Annotated in this window: 18 protein-coding genes and 1 other RNA gene; 10 read left to right on the top strand and 9 right to left on the bottom strand. The window is 49.4% G+C overall.

The window, feature by feature from the left end:
- Nucleotides 1–5: 5 nt before the first annotated feature.
- From DDT52_RS07160 to DDT52_RS07140, 5 genes are all read left to right on the top strand, one after another.
- Nucleotides 6–3,152, top strand: coding sequence for an efflux RND transporter permease subunit (locus DDT52_RS07160; protein WP_136155735.1), 3,147 nt, complete (start codon nucleotides 6–8; stop codon nucleotides 3,150–3,152).
- 157 nt (nucleotides 3,153–3,309) lie between these two features.
- The gene (locus tag DDT52_RS07155) at nucleotides 3,310–3,558 is read left to right on the top strand and encodes a type B 50S ribosomal protein L31 (protein ID WP_136155734.1); all 249 of its coding nucleotides are present in this window, start codon (nucleotides 3,310–3,312) and stop codon (nucleotides 3,556–3,558) included.
- 17 nt (nucleotides 3,559–3,575) lie between these two features.
- The gene (ykgO, locus tag DDT52_RS07150; RefSeq protein WP_072036587.1) at nucleotides 3,576–3,719 is read left to right on the top strand and encodes a type B 50S ribosomal protein L36; all 144 of its coding nucleotides are present in this window, start codon (nucleotides 3,576–3,578) and stop codon (nucleotides 3,717–3,719) included.
- Nucleotides 3,720–4,271: 552 nt separating this feature from the next.
- Nucleotides 4,272–4,640, top strand: a complete 369-nt coding sequence (gene tomB, locus DDT52_RS07145; protein WP_109052907.1) for an Hha toxicity modulator TomB — start codon at nucleotides 4,272–4,274, stop codon at nucleotides 4,638–4,640.
- A gap of 56 nt (nucleotides 4,641–4,696) precedes the next feature.
- Nucleotides 4,697–4,900, top strand: a complete 204-nt coding sequence (locus tag DDT52_RS07140; protein ID WP_009114000.1) for an HHA domain-containing protein — start codon at nucleotides 4,697–4,699, stop codon at nucleotides 4,898–4,900.
- Between the two features lie 496 nt (nucleotides 4,901–5,396).
- On the opposite strand, the gene ffs is transcribed toward DDT52_RS07140, so the two are convergent.
- Nucleotides 5,397–5,493, bottom strand: an RNA gene (gene ffs / locus DDT52_RS07135) — signal recognition particle sRNA small type.
- A gap of 185 nt (nucleotides 5,494–5,678) precedes the next feature.
- Between ffs and DDT52_RS07130 the strand changes: the two genes are divergently transcribed.
- The gene (locus DDT52_RS07130) at nucleotides 5,679–5,999 is read left to right on the top strand and encodes an MGMT family protein (RefSeq protein WP_109052906.1); all 321 of its coding nucleotides are present in this window, start codon (nucleotides 5,679–5,681) and stop codon (nucleotides 5,997–5,999) included.
- A gap of 22 nt (nucleotides 6,000–6,021) precedes the next feature.
- On the opposite strand, the gene DDT52_RS07125 is transcribed toward DDT52_RS07130, so the two are convergent.
- Complete coding sequence (locus tag DDT52_RS07125) at nucleotides 6,022–6,615, bottom strand: YbaY family lipoprotein (RefSeq protein ID WP_136155733.1); 594 nt, start codon at nucleotides 6,613–6,615, stop codon at nucleotides 6,022–6,024.
- A gap of 351 nt (nucleotides 6,616–6,966) precedes the next feature.
- Here DDT52_RS07125 and tesB point away from each other — a divergent pair, with 351 nt between their 5' ends.
- The gene (tesB, locus tag DDT52_RS07120; RefSeq protein WP_136155732.1) at nucleotides 6,967–7,830 is read left to right on the top strand and encodes an acyl-CoA thioesterase II; all 864 of its coding nucleotides are present in this window, start codon (nucleotides 6,967–6,969) and stop codon (nucleotides 7,828–7,830) included.
- Nucleotides 7,831–7,943: 113 nt separating this feature from the next.
- Here the strand turns inward: tesB and amtB are convergent, their stop codons facing one another.
- On the bottom strand, nucleotides 7,944–9,230 hold the full coding sequence (gene amtB, locus DDT52_RS07115) for an ammonium transporter AmtB (RefSeq protein WP_168709747.1): 1,287 nt from the start codon (nucleotides 9,228–9,230) through the stop codon (nucleotides 7,944–7,946).
- 36 nt (nucleotides 9,231–9,266) lie between these two features.
- Nucleotides 9,267–9,605: a P-II family nitrogen regulator gene (glnK, locus tag DDT52_RS07110; RefSeq protein WP_002208627.1), complete on the bottom strand. Its 339-nt coding sequence runs from the start codon at nucleotides 9,603–9,605 to the stop codon at nucleotides 9,267–9,269.
- A gap of 123 nt (nucleotides 9,606–9,728) precedes the next feature.
- Here glnK and DDT52_RS20905 point away from each other — a divergent pair, with 123 nt between their 5' ends.
- The gene (locus DDT52_RS20905) at nucleotides 9,729–9,881 is read left to right on the top strand and encodes a hypothetical protein (RefSeq protein WP_168709746.1); all 153 of its coding nucleotides are present in this window, start codon (nucleotides 9,729–9,731) and stop codon (nucleotides 9,879–9,881) included.
- A gap of 172 nt (nucleotides 9,882–10,053) precedes the next feature.
- Here DDT52_RS20905 and DDT52_RS07105 read toward each other — a convergent pair whose 3' ends face one another.
- The 3 genes from DDT52_RS07105 to DDT52_RS07095 form a co-directional block, all read right to left on the bottom strand.
- Complete coding sequence (locus DDT52_RS07105; RefSeq protein WP_136155730.1) at nucleotides 10,054–11,841, bottom strand: SmdB family multidrug efflux ABC transporter permease/ATP-binding protein; 1,788 nt, start codon at nucleotides 11,839–11,841, stop codon at nucleotides 10,054–10,056.
- Entirely contained in the window at nucleotides 11,834–13,603 is a 1,770-nt protein-coding gene (locus DDT52_RS07100; protein ID WP_136155729.1) for a SmdA family multidrug ABC transporter permease/ATP-binding protein, read from the bottom strand. Before DDT52_RS07100 ends, DDT52_RS07105 begins: the two co-directional genes overlap by 8 nt.
- A gap of 81 nt (nucleotides 13,604–13,684) precedes the next feature.
- Nucleotides 13,685–14,146 carry an Lrp/AsnC family transcriptional regulator gene (locus DDT52_RS07095; RefSeq protein WP_109052900.1) on the bottom strand — a complete coding sequence of 154 codons (462 nt, stop codon included), beginning with the start codon at nucleotides 14,144–14,146 and terminating at the stop codon, nucleotides 13,685–13,687.
- Nucleotides 14,147–14,263: 117 nt separating this feature from the next.
- On the opposite strand from DDT52_RS07095, the gene DDT52_RS07090 reads away from it, so the two are divergent.
- Nucleotides 14,264–15,340 (top strand): PLP-dependent cysteine synthase family protein, encoded by a 1,077-nt coding sequence (locus DDT52_RS07090; protein WP_136155728.1) that lies wholly within the window; start codon nucleotides 14,264–14,266, stop codon nucleotides 15,338–15,340.
- 125 nt (nucleotides 15,341–15,465) lie between these two features.
- Nucleotides 15,466–16,161, top strand: a complete 696-nt coding sequence (gene queC, locus DDT52_RS07085; protein ID WP_136155727.1) for a 7-cyano-7-deazaguanine synthase QueC — start codon at nucleotides 15,466–15,468, stop codon at nucleotides 16,159–16,161.
- 120 nt (nucleotides 16,162–16,281) lie between these two features.
- Here queC and DDT52_RS07080 read toward each other — a convergent pair whose 3' ends face one another.
- Both DDT52_RS07080 and DDT52_RS07075 read right to left on the bottom strand, forming a co-directional pair.
- Complete coding sequence (locus DDT52_RS07080; RefSeq protein WP_136155726.1) at nucleotides 16,282–16,686, bottom strand: acyl-CoA thioesterase; 405 nt, start codon at nucleotides 16,684–16,686, stop codon at nucleotides 16,282–16,284.
- A 110-nt stretch (nucleotides 16,687–16,796) separates the two neighbouring features.
- A complete protein-coding gene (locus DDT52_RS07075) occupies nucleotides 16,797–17,159 on the bottom strand; it encodes a helix-hairpin-helix domain-containing protein (RefSeq protein WP_136155725.1) in 363 nt (120 codons plus the stop codon).
- Between the last annotated feature and the right edge of the window lie 51 nt (nucleotides 17,160–17,210).

The raw sequence follows: 17,210 nt of genomic DNA, 5'->3' as shown, positions 1-17,210 counted from the left end.
AATTCATGGCTAAGTTTTTTATAGATCGCCCCATTTTTGCATGGGTACTCGCCATTATCGTGATGCTGGCGGGGTTGCTGGCAATTGTAAAATTGCCCATTGCCCAATATCCGACGATCGCGCCACCCGCAATTGAAGTGACAGCAAATTATCCGGGGGCCGATGCGTCAACGCTGCAAGACTCTGTTACGCAGGTTATCGAACAGAATATGAACGGTATCGATAATCTGATGTACATGGCATCAAGCAGTGACTCATCTGGTACCGTACAGATTACCTTGACCTTTGATGCCGGCACCAACGCCGACATTGCTCAGGTTCAGGTACAAAACAAGCTACAGTTGGCAATGCCTTTACTGCCTCAGGAAGTTCAGCAACAAGGGGTGAACGTCCAGAAATCCAGCAGCAGCTTCTTGATGGTTGCAGCCTTCATCAGTGAAGACGGCAAATTATCGCAGGAAGATATTGCGGACTATGTGGCGGCTAACGTCAAAGATCCGATCAGCCGTACTTCCGGCGTGGGTGATGCACAGCTGTTTGGCGCACAGTACGCAATGCGTATCTGGCTGGACCCGAACAAGCTGAATAACTATCAGTTGACGACCAGTGACGTAACTTCAGCTATCACGGTGCAGAACAACCAGATTGCGGCAGGCCAGTTGGGCGGCTCGCCTCCGGTTCCCGGCCAGCAGTTGAACTCGTCAATCATTGCGCAGACCCGTTTGAACTCGCCGGAGCAATTCTCGCAGATTCTGCTGAAGGTGAACACGGATGGCTCACAGGTTCGTTTAAAGGACGTAGCGCGTGTCGAACTCGGGGCCGAAAGCTATGACATTATCGCCCGCTTCAACGGTCAACCCGCTGCGGGTATCGGTATCAAACTGGCAACCGGTGCGAACGCGCTGGATACGGCAACCGCAGTAAAAAACGAACTGGCCAACCTGGAAGAATTCTTTCCTTCCGGGCTGAAAGTCGTTTATCCCTATGACACAACCCCTTTCGTTAAAATCTCAATTAACGAAGTGGTAAAAACACTGGCAGAAGCCATCGTACTGGTTTTCCTGGTGATGTATCTGTTCTTGCAGAACTTCCGCGCCACGCTGATTCCTACGATTGCGGTACCGGTTGTTCTGCTGGGTACATTCGCCATCCTCTCGGCCTTTGGTTACTCCATTAACACCTTGACCATGTTTGCGATGGTTCTGGCAATCGGGCTTCTGGTGGATGATGCCATCGTCGTGGTCGAAAACGTGGAACGCGTCATGGCGGAAGAAGGATTGCCGCCGAAAGAAGCGACAAAACGCTCCATGGAACAGATACAGGGCGCGCTGGTCGGTATTGCCCTGGTTCTGTCAGCAGTATTCGTCCCCATGGCGTTCACTGGCGGATCCACAGGGGCTATTTACCGTCAGTTCTCCATCACGATTGTTTCCGCAATGGTGCTGTCTGTGCTGGTGGCATTGATTCTGACCCCTGCCCTCTGCGCCACGCTGCTGAAACCTATTGCCAAAGGCGATCATGGCGAGAAAACGGGATTTTTCGGCTGGTTCAACAGACTGTTTGAAAAAAGCTCTCACCATTACACCGACAGCGTAGCAAATATCCTGCGCAGCACGGGTCGTTATCTGGTCGTCTATCTGCTCATTGTTGTGGGTCTGGCGCTCCTGTTCCTGCGTTTGCCAAGTTCTTTCTTGCCGGACGAAGATCAGGGGGTTCTGCTGAATATTGTGCAGCTACCCGCAGGTGCAACGCAGGAAAATACCCAGAAAATCATGGACAGTGTGTCCAAATACTACATGGAGAATGAAAAGGACAACGTTCAATCAGTCTTTACGGTTACTGGTTTCGGTTTTTCTGGCCGCGGCCAGAATGCGGGATTGGCGTTCGCCAGTCTCAAAGACTGGAACGAGCGTCGTGGCGATGAAAATAAAGTTACCGCTATCGCCGGCAGAGCCAACGCCGTATTCAGCCAAATTAAAGAGGCTATCGTTATTGCAGCCAACATCCCTGCGATTGTCGAACTGGGTACTGCTACCGGTTTCGACTTCCAGTTGATCGATCAGGCTAACCTCGGTCACGAAAAACTGACGGAGGCCCGTAACCAACTCTTGGGTATGGCCGCTCAGCGTCCTGACACGCTGGTGAAAGTTCGACCTAACGGCATGGAAGATACACCGCAGTTCCGACTTGATGTTGACCATGAAAAAGCACAGGCGCTGGGTATTTCCTTGGCGGATATCAACGCGACACTGGCGACAGCCCTGGGCGGAAGCTACGTGAATGACTTTATCGACCGCGGCCGCGTGAAAAAAGTGTACGTTCAGGCGGATGCGCCTTTCCGTATGCTCCCGGATGATATCAAGGCCTGGTATATCCGCGGCAGTAACGGACAGATGGTGCCATTCTCGGCGTTCACCCAAAGTCATTGGGAATATGGTTCACCACGTCTGGAACGTTACAATGGCCAGCCTTCCATGCAAATCCAGGGGGAAGCCGTTCCAGGCAAGAGTACGGGTGAAGCCATGGCATTGATGGAAGAGTTTGTGACCAAATTGCCCACAGGCATCGGTTACGAATGGACGGGTATGTCTTACCAGGAACGTTTGTCAGGTAATCAGGCTCCTGCAATCTATGCTATTTCATTGATTGTGGTATTCCTGTGTCTGGCGGCGCTTTATGAAAGCTGGTCTATCCCGTTCTCCGTCATGCTGGTTGTACCACTGGGTATTATTGGCGCGTTGATCGCCGCCAATATGCGTGGTCTTGAAAACGACGTTTACTTCAAGGTAGGCCTGCTGACAACCATAGGGTTATCCGCGAAAAACGCCATATTGATCGTCGAGTTTGCCAAAGACCTGATGGAGAAAGAAGGCAAGGGTCTGATTGAAGCAACGTTGGACGCCGTCCGTATGCGTTTGCGCCCAATACTGATGACATCACTTGCCTTCATTCTTGGTGTACTGCCGCTGGTTATCAGCTCAGGTGCCGGTTCCGGTGCACAGAACGCCGTGGGTACAGGCGTGATGGGTGGGATGATCACCGCTACCGTTCTGGCGATATTCTTCGTTCCAGTGTTCTTTGTGGTGGTACGCCGCCGCTTCGGAAAGAAGATTGACGAGTCAGAACAGCATCACAAGGTAGAGCCTCACTAAGGCTTAATCCACTGCTCTCCAAGGCCGCGAATGCGGCCTTTTTACTGCCCGCTTTCCTCAGCCTCAAATCAAAGTAACCACTCAAATATCAGGGTTGATTCATGTGGCAAAAAAGCGCAATATATAGATATGTTATAACATAACATTTAAGGCGACTATGAAAGCAAATATTCATCCTGATTATCGGACAGTGGTATTCCATGATACCAGTGCCGGCGTGTACTACCGTATTGGCTCAACCATCAGAACGGATCGCACCATCGAGCTGGAAGGCGTCAGCTATCCCTATGTCACTATTGATGTTTCTTCGGCATCTCACCCTTACTATACCGGGAAGCAGAAAGAATATGCGAAAGAAGGCAGCACGGCTCGCTTCCAGCAACGTTTTGGACACTTCTTTAAGTAAAGAGAGGAATTATTCATATGCAGGTACTTAGCTCGCTGCGATCGGCAAAAAACCGTCATAAAGACTGTATCGTGGTACGCCGCCGTGGACGCGTCTATGTTATATGTAAAAGCAATCCACGTTTTAAGGCCGTACAAGGCAGGAAAAAGAAAAAAGGTTAACGATTTTCTTATAAAATTACGCCAGCTCTGTTATGCATGTAATGGAGCTTTTTTTATAAACCATTAAATAAAAATAGATAAAACAATAAGATAATATCACCACACCTCTCTTATGGGATCACCTCGCCATCTCGATTTTATAACAGAATTAATTTGGTTATCTAATATCAAGATTATTCTCTGACTATTCACATCATCAAAATGACGATCATTTAATCCTGAAAAATAGCCTCGAAAAGCTTATCTATTACCCGCGAATCTTGCTGACGATTTTGCTATAGTCATAGGGGAATGACGTAATTTGTATCGGCATGGTATAGTTTAGACGCCATGTGTTAGTATTAAAGTAGAAAGTGAGCTTGTTGATATCAGGAAGTACAGTAGTCGTTGTTGCCTAATTTATGACTGTCAGAATCATAGAGATAACGATTTTGATCGTAACGTCATGAATACAGAAACATGGCTAAAATCTTCTATGAGTTTCGTCAGTCTACCTGTTTACCAGGTGTTAACCGAAGTAACACTGAATAACGGCTTAACGGAGGGATTGATATGGATGAGTACACACCGAAACATTATGATATTGCCCAACTCAGATTCTTATGTGAGAATCTGTGCGACGAAAGCATTGCAACGTTAGGCGATAGCAGTCACGGCTGGGTCAATGACCCTACATCTGCGATCAATCTCCAATTAAATGAACTTATTGAGCATATCGCTACATTTATTCTCACATTTAAAATAAAATACCCTGACGAAAACAAGCTTTCCCAGCAGGTTGAAAAGTATTTAGATGATACCTACGTTTTGTTTAGCAACTACGGCATCAATGACGCCGAGCTACGCCGTTGGCAGAAATCTAAAGACAAATTATTCGGAATGTTCTCAGAAGCGAACATCTGTACGCCTGCTAAAACTTAAGCAATAATTTATCTTATATTTATTAACCACCAGGTACTGTTTGCACAAAGGCCATTATGAAAAAAATCGATTATTTGATGCGTTTACGTAAATGCACAACCATTGACACGCTTGAGCGCGTTATTGAGAAAAACAAGTATGAACTCTCTAATGATGAGCTGGAGATGTTCTATTCCGCAGCGGACCACCGTCTGGCAGAACTGACGATGAACAAGCTTTATGACAAAGTCCCCACCGCGGTATGGAAATACGTTCGTTAATTCTCAGACGCAAAGTATACAAACGTTGATATAAAATACATTGTGCCGATAACCCTTTATCGGCCATCACTCTTGTTTTGTTTATTAATGTAGTAATAAAGCCAAACTTGTAACAAAGTGTATTCGCAATGAAAGCAATAATTAGTATAGTATTTTTTTATAAACATTATTAAATTCCAGCCGCGCCTCATTTTTACCAGCCTCATTGATAGCCCAATCAATAACCAAAACTATTCTTTATATATCCCCCCGATAGATTTCGAGACACTGGCAGGCAAACGCGCAATCGGGTTCGTTCTTATACGAGTCAGTGGCTTGAGTGATATCCGGGATGATAGATAAATACGCGATAGGCAGGCAATAACGGAATAGACAAAAGCACTACTCACGGCACAACGTGTCTGATTCTTCTTAAACAGGGAAAACACCAGCAGCGATAAACAAACGCTCTTCTGGATACCAAAGAAAATTAATACGGGAGATAAATTGGTGGAGGCCCTGCCAGCTACATCCCGGCACACACGACTCCTGCTGCGGCTGCTTCCTTCCGGACCTGACCGAGTCCACAGGTTAATGTTGCGGGAGAACCGACAGAGCCTCCATTGACGACTCGATGACAAGATATTTTGCTATCTTGCTAAAGAGCGGTGGGCATTATCGGTGATGGGATGGCCAATTGCAAGCTAACACATCCCAACCGGTGTTTTCTTACTCATACTGCTATGTCACTATACACTTTTCTTCACTGTGCCAAACTCAAAAAGACAGGAACGCGTTGATGACAGGAGAAAATGACAATTTTCGCCAGCGTATTTTCCAAATTGTAGCGGCCATCCCTTACGGCAAAGTAACGACCTATGGTGAAGTGGCGATGTTGGCTGGCTCTCCACGCGCCTCCAGACAAGTTGGCGGCGTGTTAAAGCGCTTACCCAATGACAGCAAACTTCCGTGGCACCGGGTGATTAATCGCAAAGGTGAAATATCGCTCATTGGTGCAGACTATCAGCGCCAAAAATCCGCCTTGTTGTCAGAAGGGATTGTCTTTGACCGCTACGGCAAGATCGATCTGCGACGCTTCAAGTGGCAGTACGCACCCTAGCTCTGTGCGTACTGTCTACCGATTACCAGCCCGACTGTACAGGCGGTGAAGATATCATGGGCGATGTCGTGGTGGATGGCTGTAGCGTTCCTGAACTTTGGGCCTGCTCAGCCGGAGATAATACCGAGTCTGAATGGCTGGTAGGTAACGGAACCGAAGCGACCGGAACCAGGACCAGATCGGCGTTATTCGCCCCATTGGAGATAACCGGTAAAACATTCTCCGTCACCATGACGATTCTGTTATCTATCGCAACCGCCGCACTCAATAGAATACGCGCATTAGGCTGGATATCAGCCGGGTTATACGGTAAAGAAAACGAGAAAGGCGCCTGTTTGCCATCGGTACGCATTACGCGCTGGGTAATGACTTTTGAAGGTGCATCGGAGAGTGACGCATCAGATACCGTCACCGTTAAAACCGCATTGGCCGGTAAAGCGATACGTTGGCGAATATTCACTGTACCGCTGACCGCAGGCATTGAAACGACTGGATTTTGAGACGATGCACCGGTGATTGGCGCTCCGGTTTGAGGGGAAGCGCCATAGTCTCCCCTATCGGCACACGCTGACAGCGCCATTGATAACGTGATACCTAAGATATGCCATAATTTCATTCGGACAGTCTCCTTTTATTTATTCCTGTCAGACTGCCGGTATCAGAAAAACCGGCGTTCCTTAAGTAGTATGGTTCACTTAACACAATAATGATGTGTGCAAAATTCTGATATTCTCATGCGAGATGATTTAAATGATTAAACCAAACCCGTAAATCACTTAATCCCACAATAGGCTGCCTGACAGCATCATGGCTTTAAAACAATGACTATTTCAATTAGTTGAAATACAGTAGCCGTTCGGTTTCCTGACATTCAGGCAGGACCATCGGTTAGATAGAGAAGGATGCGAACGCTCCTCAATTTGAAGATAAAGAGTACAAACCATTATCAACCAACGAGGCCGACACCATGAGCCAGGCACTACAAAACCTTCTCGACATCCTGAATCTGGAGAAAATTGAGGAAGGACTGTTCCGGGGACAAAGTGATGATTTAGGGCTGCGTCAGGTTTTTGGCGGACAAGTCGTTGGTCAGGCACTGTCCGCGGCTAAACAAACCGTCCCGACCGAACGACGCATTCACTCATTCCATAGCTATTTTCTGCTACCGGGCGATAGCCGGAAACCCATCATCTACGATGTAGAGAACTTGCGTGACGGCAACAGTTTTAGCGCCCGCCGGGTGAGTGCGATTCAGAATGGCAAACCGATTTTCTACATGACAGCGTCATTTCAGAGTCATGAAGTGGGTTTTGAGCACCAAAACGTGATGCCCGTCGTCACACCACCTGAAGAACTCAAGTCAGAACAAGAGATTGCACAAAGCATGGCGCATTTATTACCCCCTCAGTTTCGGGATAAATTCACCCGGCCACGGCCAATCGAGATGCGCCCCGTGAAGTTTCATAATCCGCTAAAAGGGAAAGTCGAAGAACCAGTACGACATGTCTGGTGCAGAGCCAACGGTCCGTTACCGGATGATGAACGCACTCATCAGTATCTGCTTGGCTATACGTCTGATTGCAATTTTCTGTTAACGGCGCTGCAACCCCATGGCGTCGGATTCCTCGAACCTGGAATGCAGGTCGCGACCATTGACCATTCCATGTGGTTCCATCGATCTTTCCGTCTGGATGACTGGTTGCTGTATACCGTAGAAAGTACATCCGCATCGGGATCCAGAGGTTTTGTTCGCGGACAGTTTTATACCCGCGAAGGCGTTTTGATCGCCTCCAGCATTCAGGAAGGCGTAATGCGCCGCCACGCCCATTAAAAAACCCATGCTGCCTTAGACACCAGCCCGCCACAAGAAAACAGGGCGCGAGAATTATCTCGCGCCCTGTTTCAATTTATATCAGCAGGACTTGATAAACCTAACGTCGTTACTTACTGGTTGTAAGCATTTTCGCCATGGCTGTTGACGTCCAGACCTTCACGTTCTTGTTCTTCAGGAACACGCAGACCAACAATCATATCCGCAACTTTGAACGCGATGAACGCTGCGACGCCAGACCACACGAAGCAGACGATAACGCTGAACAACTGTACCCAAACCTGATGAGCCATGGTTACGCCTTCCTCGTACCCAGTGCCACCCAGAGAAGCGGAGGTAAAGACACCCGTCAGGATGCAACCTACGATACCGCATACGCCGTGAACACCGAACACATCACATGGGTCATCAACACGCAGCCATCTTTTCAGTACGGTAACGCCCCACAGACCAGCAAAACCACCTGCCAGACCGATGATCAACGCGCCACCGACGCCGACAGTACCCGCAGCCGGCGTAATGGCAACCAGACCCGCGATACAACCAGAACAGGCACCCAACAGAGAAGGTTTGCCACGAGCCATCCACTCACCGGCAACCCATGCCAGAATCGCAGCGGCGGTAGCAACAACCGTATTCAGGAAGGCAAGGCCGGCAATTTCATCCGCCGCACCGGCAGAACCGGCGTTAAAGCCGAACCAACCGATGTACAGAATTGCCGTACCAATAAATACCATCGGCAGATTGTGCGGTTTCAACGCTTCTTTACCGAAACCGGCACGTTTGCCCAACAGATAGGCACCGACCAGACCGGCAACAGCGGCGTTAATATGCACCACGGTACCACCGGCAAAGTCCAGAGCGCCATCCGCAGCCAGATAGCCACCGCCCCACACCATGTGCGTCATCGGCAGGTAAGAGAACGTCAGCCACAGCGCAACGAAAATCAGCACCGCAGAGAAACGAATACGTTCAGCAATAGCCCCCACAATCAGCGCGACGGTGATACAGGCGAAAGAAGCCTGATAAGCAACATGAACGTACTGATAAAATGTGCCGGTAATCGAATCAATGGCGATGCCTTTCAGCATAAAGTTGGAAAAACCGCCAAAGAAAGCGTTACCTTCGCTAAACGCCAGACTATAGCCGTAGACGACCCATAAAATACAAACCAGCGCAAAAGAAATTATCACCTGTGACAACATGGAAAGCACGTTTTTTGAACGGATCAAACCGCCATAAAACAGTGCGATACCAGGTATAGTCATAAAGAGTACCAGAGCGGTACAAATCATAATAAAAGCGTTATCCGCTTTATCGATCGTTGGAGCTGCAGCCATCGCCCAGGACGGGAGCAAAGCAGCTACACCCAGACCTAATGAGGAGACAAGTTTTTTCATTTTCATCCATCCCTATTTACGAATCTAAGTCAGGTGTTAAAGTGCGGCTTCGTCAGTTTCACCGGTACGAATACGAATCACCCTTTGCAGTTCGGCGACAAAAATCTTACCGTCGCCAATTTTCCCGGTATAGGCAGCTTTGCTGATCACATCGATAACTTCGTCCAATTGATCATCAGCAATAGCGATATCGATTTTTACTTTCGGCAGAAAGTTAACGCTGTACTCTGCGCCACGATACAACTCAGCATGCCCTTTCTGGCGTCCAAAGCCCTTCACCTCAGTGACGGTGAGCCCCTGGATGCCGACAGAAGATAATGCTTCACGCACATCCTCCAGCTTGAATGGTTTTATCACCACAGTAACCAGTTTCATTCATCTTCCCCCTAACCATTAAGTTCAGACTTACGCCCGCCACTATTTAGAATTACATTTTTCGGATTACGATCATCTCGAATCACCTTGCACGTGATTATTAAAGCAAAGGGTGTGCCATAAATGATTTCTCTGGCTCAGATCGATGAGGGAAAGCGGTTAAGGCCGGCTACAAGCTGGAAAAAACGCTATCGGGAGAAGAAAATCAAAAAATTTTCGGGAGAAATTTTTGATGTCGCTTCAGCGACGGCCCGTAAGGGTGACCGCCAGGGATGATAGGCCACAAAAAAGCGGGGCACAACGCGCACCAAATTAGTGCATTACGCCAAGTTTCAGTGCATATGGGCTAAAAACAGAATAGATATGCCTAGTGATGGTGCGAAGTCATGAAGAGGCTGTGGTTCAGCCTCACATGTTCAGGTGCATTGATGGTTTATAAAATTGAGGTTTATAAAACGGGGAGCGTCTGCTCACTGCCTTCGGCGGCCGCCAGCTCTTCTCCAACTAATTGCAGTTGATACATTTGATAATATCGCCCTTGCCGACGCAGCAGCTGTTCATGCGTCCCTTGCTCGACAGTCTGTCCATGGTGGAGCACCATAATGGTATCCGCCTCGACGATCGTTGAGAGCCGATGGGCAATCACGATCAACGTCGTTTGTTCACGAATGACGTTAAGCGCTTTCTGAACCGCCTGCTCCGTACCCGAGTCAATATTCGCGGTCGCTTCATCAAGGATCAAAATTTTGGGAGTTTGCACCAGCACACGGGCTATTGCCAGCAGTTGCTTCTGTCCGGTAGACAGGTTATTGCCCTGTTCACCCACGCGCGTATGCAATCCTTCTGGAAACGACCGCACCAACTCAGACAGTTGGACGATATCCAATACCCGCCAGACTTCGTCCTCACTGATATCACGTCCCAGCGTTACATTCGTATACATCGATTCCGCCAGAACAACCGGATCCTGCTGCACCATGGCCACATTTTGCCGCAGTACCCGATGTGACAACGTTTGCAATGGACGTCCGTCCAGACGAATTTCTCCCTCATTCGGCGAATAATACCCCATCAGCAAATTTGCCAGCGTACTTTTACCACTGCCGGTATGCCCCACCAGCGCAACAAATCCCCGCTCTGGGATCGTCAGCGAAATATGCTGCAACACGCTCTTCTGATCCGCGCCGTAAGAGAAAGAAACGTTATCGATCTCGACACTACCGCTGACCAGCTCACGCTCATCATCACCGTAACGTTGCTTCAAGCCGTCCATCAGTTCAAATATACGCTCACCGGCGACAACAGCTTGTTGCAGCATGGACTGCTGTGTCGTCAGCTCAATTAATGGTTCGTTCAGGCGGCCAAGATAGTTAATAAAGGCATACAGGACGCCGACGCCCACAGAACCCACTGAACTGAAACCGAATTGCAGCAGCAGGCCGCACAAGACCATGGCAGAAAACAGACTGAGCAACGGACGTAAAAGAAACCCATCCAGGCGCAGTGTCTGCATACGCGCCAGATAATGTTCACGGCTGGCCGCCCCCAGCTTTTCACCAAAACGGGCCTGCTGACGAAACTGCTGTATCACGCCCATGCCGTTGATGATTTCGTTAAAACCATCATTGATATCCGCCAGATAGCTCCGCACCCGGCGCACAATCGGCGTACTGTATCGCTGGTAAATCGCCATGACGGCGATCACCGCAGGGAAAATCGTCAGGGCAACCAGAGCCATGCGCCAATCCAGACTGAACATCGCCACCAGCATGGCACCGATAAGCGCGGCACTGCGTAATACCGTCGAGACAACCATGACATACAGATCTTTCACGACCTCGGTGTCGTTCGTTACACGCGATATCAGCTGGCCCACCGGCTGAGTATCAAATGTGCTGAGCGGCTGACGCAAAGCGGCATCCATCACATCAGTTCGCAACTGCTGTACTACGCCTACGGCGACCCGGTTGAACAATAGCGCCTGGAAATAATGCAGCGCGGCAGCCAGAATCTGTAGCATGATGTACACCATGGCCAGACCGGCGGCTATCGCTAACGGAAATTCGCCTTTTGCCACCAGATGGTCAATAAAGTAACTCACCAATACCGGACCGGAAACCTCTGCCGCGGCGGCGATCCAAAGCATCACCACGCCGAATGCCAACGGCTTGCGCCACGGTGAGCCATAAGCCAGCAGCCGCTTCAACGTCGGCCAAAGCTGTTTAGGGCTATTCATCCCCCGCTCCTTCCGCCTGCGGCGTATCATCCAGGGCGGCCTCCAGCTGTTGGTAGCGATACATATCGCGATACCAGCCGGGTTGCGCCAACAGCTCACGATGATGACCGCGCTGAGCCACATGCCCCTGTTGCAGAACCAGAATCTCATTGGACTCAGTCAAAGCCGACAGGCGATGAGCGCTGATAATCAATGTACGCTGCTCACCCCACTGCTTCAGGTTTTGCAGAATCTGGTACTCTGTACGTCCGTCGACCGCCGATAGCGCATCATCCAGCACCAGAATTTCTGCCTCCAGCAGTAAGGCCCGGGCAATGGCGATCCGCTGTTTCTGGCCGCCGGACAGCATCACACCTCGCTCGCCCACTTCGGTTTTATACCCCTGGGGAAGACGCAGAATATCCTCATGTACGCTGGCAAGCCGTGCGGCCTGCTCAATCTGTTGCCGGGTGGCATCAGGTCGCCCTAACGCAATATTGTTGGTCACGGTATCAGAAAACAGGAAAGGCGTTTGCCCGACGACGGCAAAACGATGGCGCAATTCATCCAACCGGATATCAGACAACGGCAGGTTGTGATACTGGATATCGCCCGATTTAATATCAAAATGTCGCAGAATCAATGCCAGTAACGTGCTTTTTCCCGAACCGGTCGGGCCACAGAGGCCAAGCATTCTGCCCGGTTCCAGCGTAAAGCGGACATTATTCAAAACAGGACGCGGGATTTCGGGATAGTGAAACTCATCAATATTGACGCTTAACGTTCCCCGCCCGGCAGGCAGGCAGGCAGAACCTTCCGCCACCACCTGTTCCTCTGACAGAAGTTGCCGAATACGACTGTAAGCGGCGCTTCCCCGTTCAACGATATTGAACATCCATGCCAATGCCAGCATCGGCCAAATCATCAGCCCAAGATACATCACGAAGCTGGTCAGCAGTCCCAGCGTCAACGAACCATTGATAACCATCCAGCTGCCGCCGCCGATAGCCAACAGGTGAGACAGCCCTACCGCGATATAAATGGTGGGATCAAAGCGCGCATCAACCCGTGCGACATGCATATTTTTGGCTCCGGCATCCGCCGCAACCTGCGCAAAACGACGAGACTGATAGTCTTCCAGCCCAAATGATTTAATCATGCGAATACTGGTCAGACTTTCCTGCGCCTGATCGTTGAGAGATGAAAATGCAGCCTGAGCCACTTTGAAACGCTGATGCAACTGGGAGCCATAATGTTTGATCACCAGCGCCATCACTGGCATGGGCAATAGCGCCAGCAGTGTCAGCTGCCAGCTGATTTGGGTGCACATAACAATCAGAACCGCGCATCCCATCACCATGGAGTCAACCAGCGTGAGCACCCCTTCTCCCGCAGCAAAAACCACACGGTCAACATCATTTGTGGCTAGCGCCATCAAATCACCGGTACGATGACGAAGATAAAAGGCGGGATGCTGGCGACTCAATTGCCGATAAAAGTCTTCGCGTAGTTCAACTGCCAATTTATAAGATGCGCCGAACAGCAACACACGCCAGATATAGCGCAACAGGTAGACCATGATGGCCGTCAGCAGCATCACGCCGATCCACTGCATAACCTCAGCCGTGGATATGTTATGCCGGGTGACACCATCAACAATAACCCCAACCAGTTTTGGGGGTAACAGTTGCAGGATGGCAATGACAATCAGTAACGCCACCGCCCCGACATAACGTCGCCATTCGCGACGAAAATACCAACCTAGTTGAGCAAACAGTCTCACGCAGTTTTAATTCCAATATCCAGAAGAGTCATTATGAACTCAGAAAAATGATTATACAGAAAGCTTATGAATGATAATCAATCATAGTGATAAAGGTAGTGCGGTAGTGTGCTTAATACGTTCCATGGCAAAACTGGATGTGACATCAACCAAACCGGGAATACCGTTTACCAGGCGTTTATAAAAATCATCATAACTTTTCATATCAGCGACCTGTACCTGCATCAGGTAATCATACTCTCCCGCCATCCGATAGAAAGACAAGACTTCGGGCATTTCCGATACGACGCTGGTAAACGTCTGATACCAGACACTATTATGCTGTTGCGTCTTCAACAGGACAAATGCGGTAAGCCCCAGCCCCAGCCGTTCGTTATCCAGCAAGGCGACGCGCGCCCGGATGTATCCCTCTTCCTCCAGACGCTTCAACCGTTTCCAGCATGGGGTTGACGTCAGATTTACCGATTCCGCCAGCGACTGAAGCGACAGCGTACAGTCCTGTTGCAACAAGCTCAGCAAAGTGCGATCTATTTTATCTAGCATGGCGTCATTCCGTAGAAAATTTTTCTCTAATTTCGCGTATTAGAAGATAAAAAGACAACCTTTTTTTCCGGAAAACTCGCTAAGCTAATCCCATCACTGCGCAAATGGGTCCACATCATGAACAACACCTGGGTAAAACAGGCTATCAGCGCAATAGACGCTGACTTCCAACGCTCTGCTGATACGCATCTCATCCGCCTGACATTGCCGGACTATCCCGGTATCTATTTCTACTTAAAAGACGAAAGTACGCACCCAAGCGGCAGCCTGAAACACCGTCTGGCTCGTTCTCTCTTTCTTTATGGACTGTGCAATGGCTGGATAAAGGAAGGTTCGCCGATTATCGAAGCGTCATCCGGCAGTACCGCCGTCTCCGAAGCTTATTTTGCCCGCCTGCTGGGGTTACCTTTTATCGCCGTTATGCCCGCCCACACCGCCAAACGAAAAATAGAACAAATTACCTTTTATGGTGGTCGCTGCCACTTTGTCGAACAAGCCGGACAGATCTATGCCGCTTCAGAACAATTGGCCAAGGAATTGAATGGTCATTATATGGATCAGTTTACCTACGCGGAGCGAGCTACCGACTGGCGCGGCAACAATAACATCGCCGACAGCATCTATCGACAGATGTCCCGTGAACCTCATCCAGTACCAGATTATATCGTTATGAGCGCGGGAACCGGTGGCACATCGGCAACGCTGGGGCGTTATATCCGCTATCAGGGCTTGAATACACAGCTGGTGGTCGTGGACCCGGAAAACTCGGTTTTCTACGACTGCTATCAACAACGCGATCGTTCGATTACCGGCGAATGCGGTAGCCGAATTGAAGGAATCGGCCGCCCAAGAGCGGAACCGTCGTTTATTCCTGACGTCATCGACAGCATGATCAAAGTACCCGATGCGGCCAGTATTGCCACGCTCTACTGGCTGGAAGGTATTCTGGGCCGCAAGGTCGGCGCATCTACCGGCACCAATGTCTGGGGAATGCTGCAATTGGCAAAACAGATGGTCGCTCAAGGTAAACAAGGCGCGATTGTTACCCTGTTATGCGATAGCGGCGAACGCTATCTGGACACCTACTACAATAGCGCCTGGGTCGAAAAAAATATCGGTGACCTCACTCCCTATCTCAATAGGCTGAGTGCCAAAACAGCATGCAAAGATGCAGCAGCGCTGAATATGGCCTGACCCAGGTTCATCCAGAAGATACCGACATCGCTGAACGGTGACGGTTTTTCAGGTAACATACCCGCTTTATACCTCAGGGTCTCGCGTATACCTTGAGGTTCACACTGCGTCAAGGTGAATGAAGAATGAAGCGCGCTGTTGTCGTTTTTAGCGGTGGACAAGACTCCACAACCTGCCTGATTCAGGCTCTGCAACAATATGATGAAGTCCACTGCATTACTTTCGATTACGGACAACGTCATCGGGCAGAAATTGATATCGCCAAAGAGCTTGTGCTGACTTTAGGTGTCGCCGCACATAAGGTTCTTGATGTGGGTTTGCTGAATGAATTAGCCGCCAGCAGCCTGACCCGGGAAAATATTCCCGTCCCTGACTATGACGCCAATGTACAGGGCGTGCCCAGCACCTTCGTTCCCGGAAGAAACATCCTTTTTCTGACGCTGGCCTCCATTTATGCCTATCAGGTTGGCGCGGAGGCCGTCATTACCGGCGTGTGTGAAACAGACTTCTCCGGCTATCCCGACTGCCGGGATGAATTCGTCAAAGCCCTGAATCAAGCCATCGTACTTGGGATCGCACGTGATATCCGGTTTGAAACACCGCTGATGTGGCTCAACAAGGCAGAAACCTGGGCACTGGCGGATTATTATCAACAGTTGGATATCATCCGCCATCATACCCTGACGTGCTACAACGGTATTAAAGGCGATGGTTGTGGTCATTGCGCAGCCTGCCATTTACGCGCTAACGGTCTGGAGCAATATCAGAGCGACCCGGCCAATATTATGTCGGCCCTGAAGAATAAGACTGGTTTAAGATAATCAAACAGAGCCAGGTTCAGGCAAGGCGGTATCCCCACCAATGATCGCCTTGCCTGAATAGCCTGAGTTTCCCTGATGCTAACGATAGACAGCGGGAGACATCTGATTTATTCCCCTGCGCTATCCCTCATGGCGGATATCATTCAAATGTTCCAGTAGCTCACCTTCAAGCGGCAACGCCTTCTGCGTTAACAAATCAATGCAGACGAACGTCAGCAAAGCATCAGCAATACTTTCGTCATCAGACTGACGAGTTATTTTCTGACTGATCACACCGCTTTTAGTATTCAATTGTAAAAACTCACTATCGATACGCAATTTATCCCCTAACACTGCGGGCTTACGATAGTTGATGTTGATATTTACCACGATAAAGGCAATGTTGTTTCGATTCATCCAGTCAAAGGTTGGCAGCGTTTCCAGCCATTGCCAGCGCGCATCCTCTAAAAACTCCAGATATCGTGCATTGTTGACATGCTGATAAACATCAATGTGATACCCACGAACGGTGATAAAACTCTGCATCAAGCCAATACTCCCATAGCGACAAGACTCACAAGACTGGTATGACCTGATATTTAGCCTAGCAGAAGCTCGCAACCGAACAGCATTTCACCACTCGGTTGCGAACAACATCACAGTTTTAATCGGGAGAGATTACGTTCTACCAGCGCGGCGCCAATCCCTGGTACTTCTTTTAATTGCTCAATCTGCGTGAAAGGGCCATTTTGCTCACGATAAGTGACGATGGCCTCGGCTTTCTTAAGGCCAACGCCGTTCATCACTTCAGCCAGTTCTGCTGCGGTTCCCATGTTGATACTTACTTCATCCTCATCAACGTTAGGCAAGTTTACTTTTTCCACCTTTTGCTCGGATGAAACAGATTTTGCCGCCGTCGCCGTATCATCAGCCTTCAGGGTTGCCTGAACGATTAACGGTAACCCTGACAAACTCATCCCAATTACCAGACAAAGCGCTTTTATTCCTGATTTTTTCATGCTGTTTCCTCCTTGTGTTTGACAGCATCGCTACCTTGCCGCAGGTCTGAG

It is taken from the genome of Brenneria roseae subsp. roseae (assembly GCF_003115845.1).
GTDB lineage: Bacteria > Pseudomonadota > Gammaproteobacteria > Enterobacterales > Enterobacteriaceae > Brenneria > Brenneria roseae.
The sequence above is the reverse complement of the archived record's forward strand: the minus strand, read 5'-3'. Positions and strand labels throughout refer to the sequence as shown.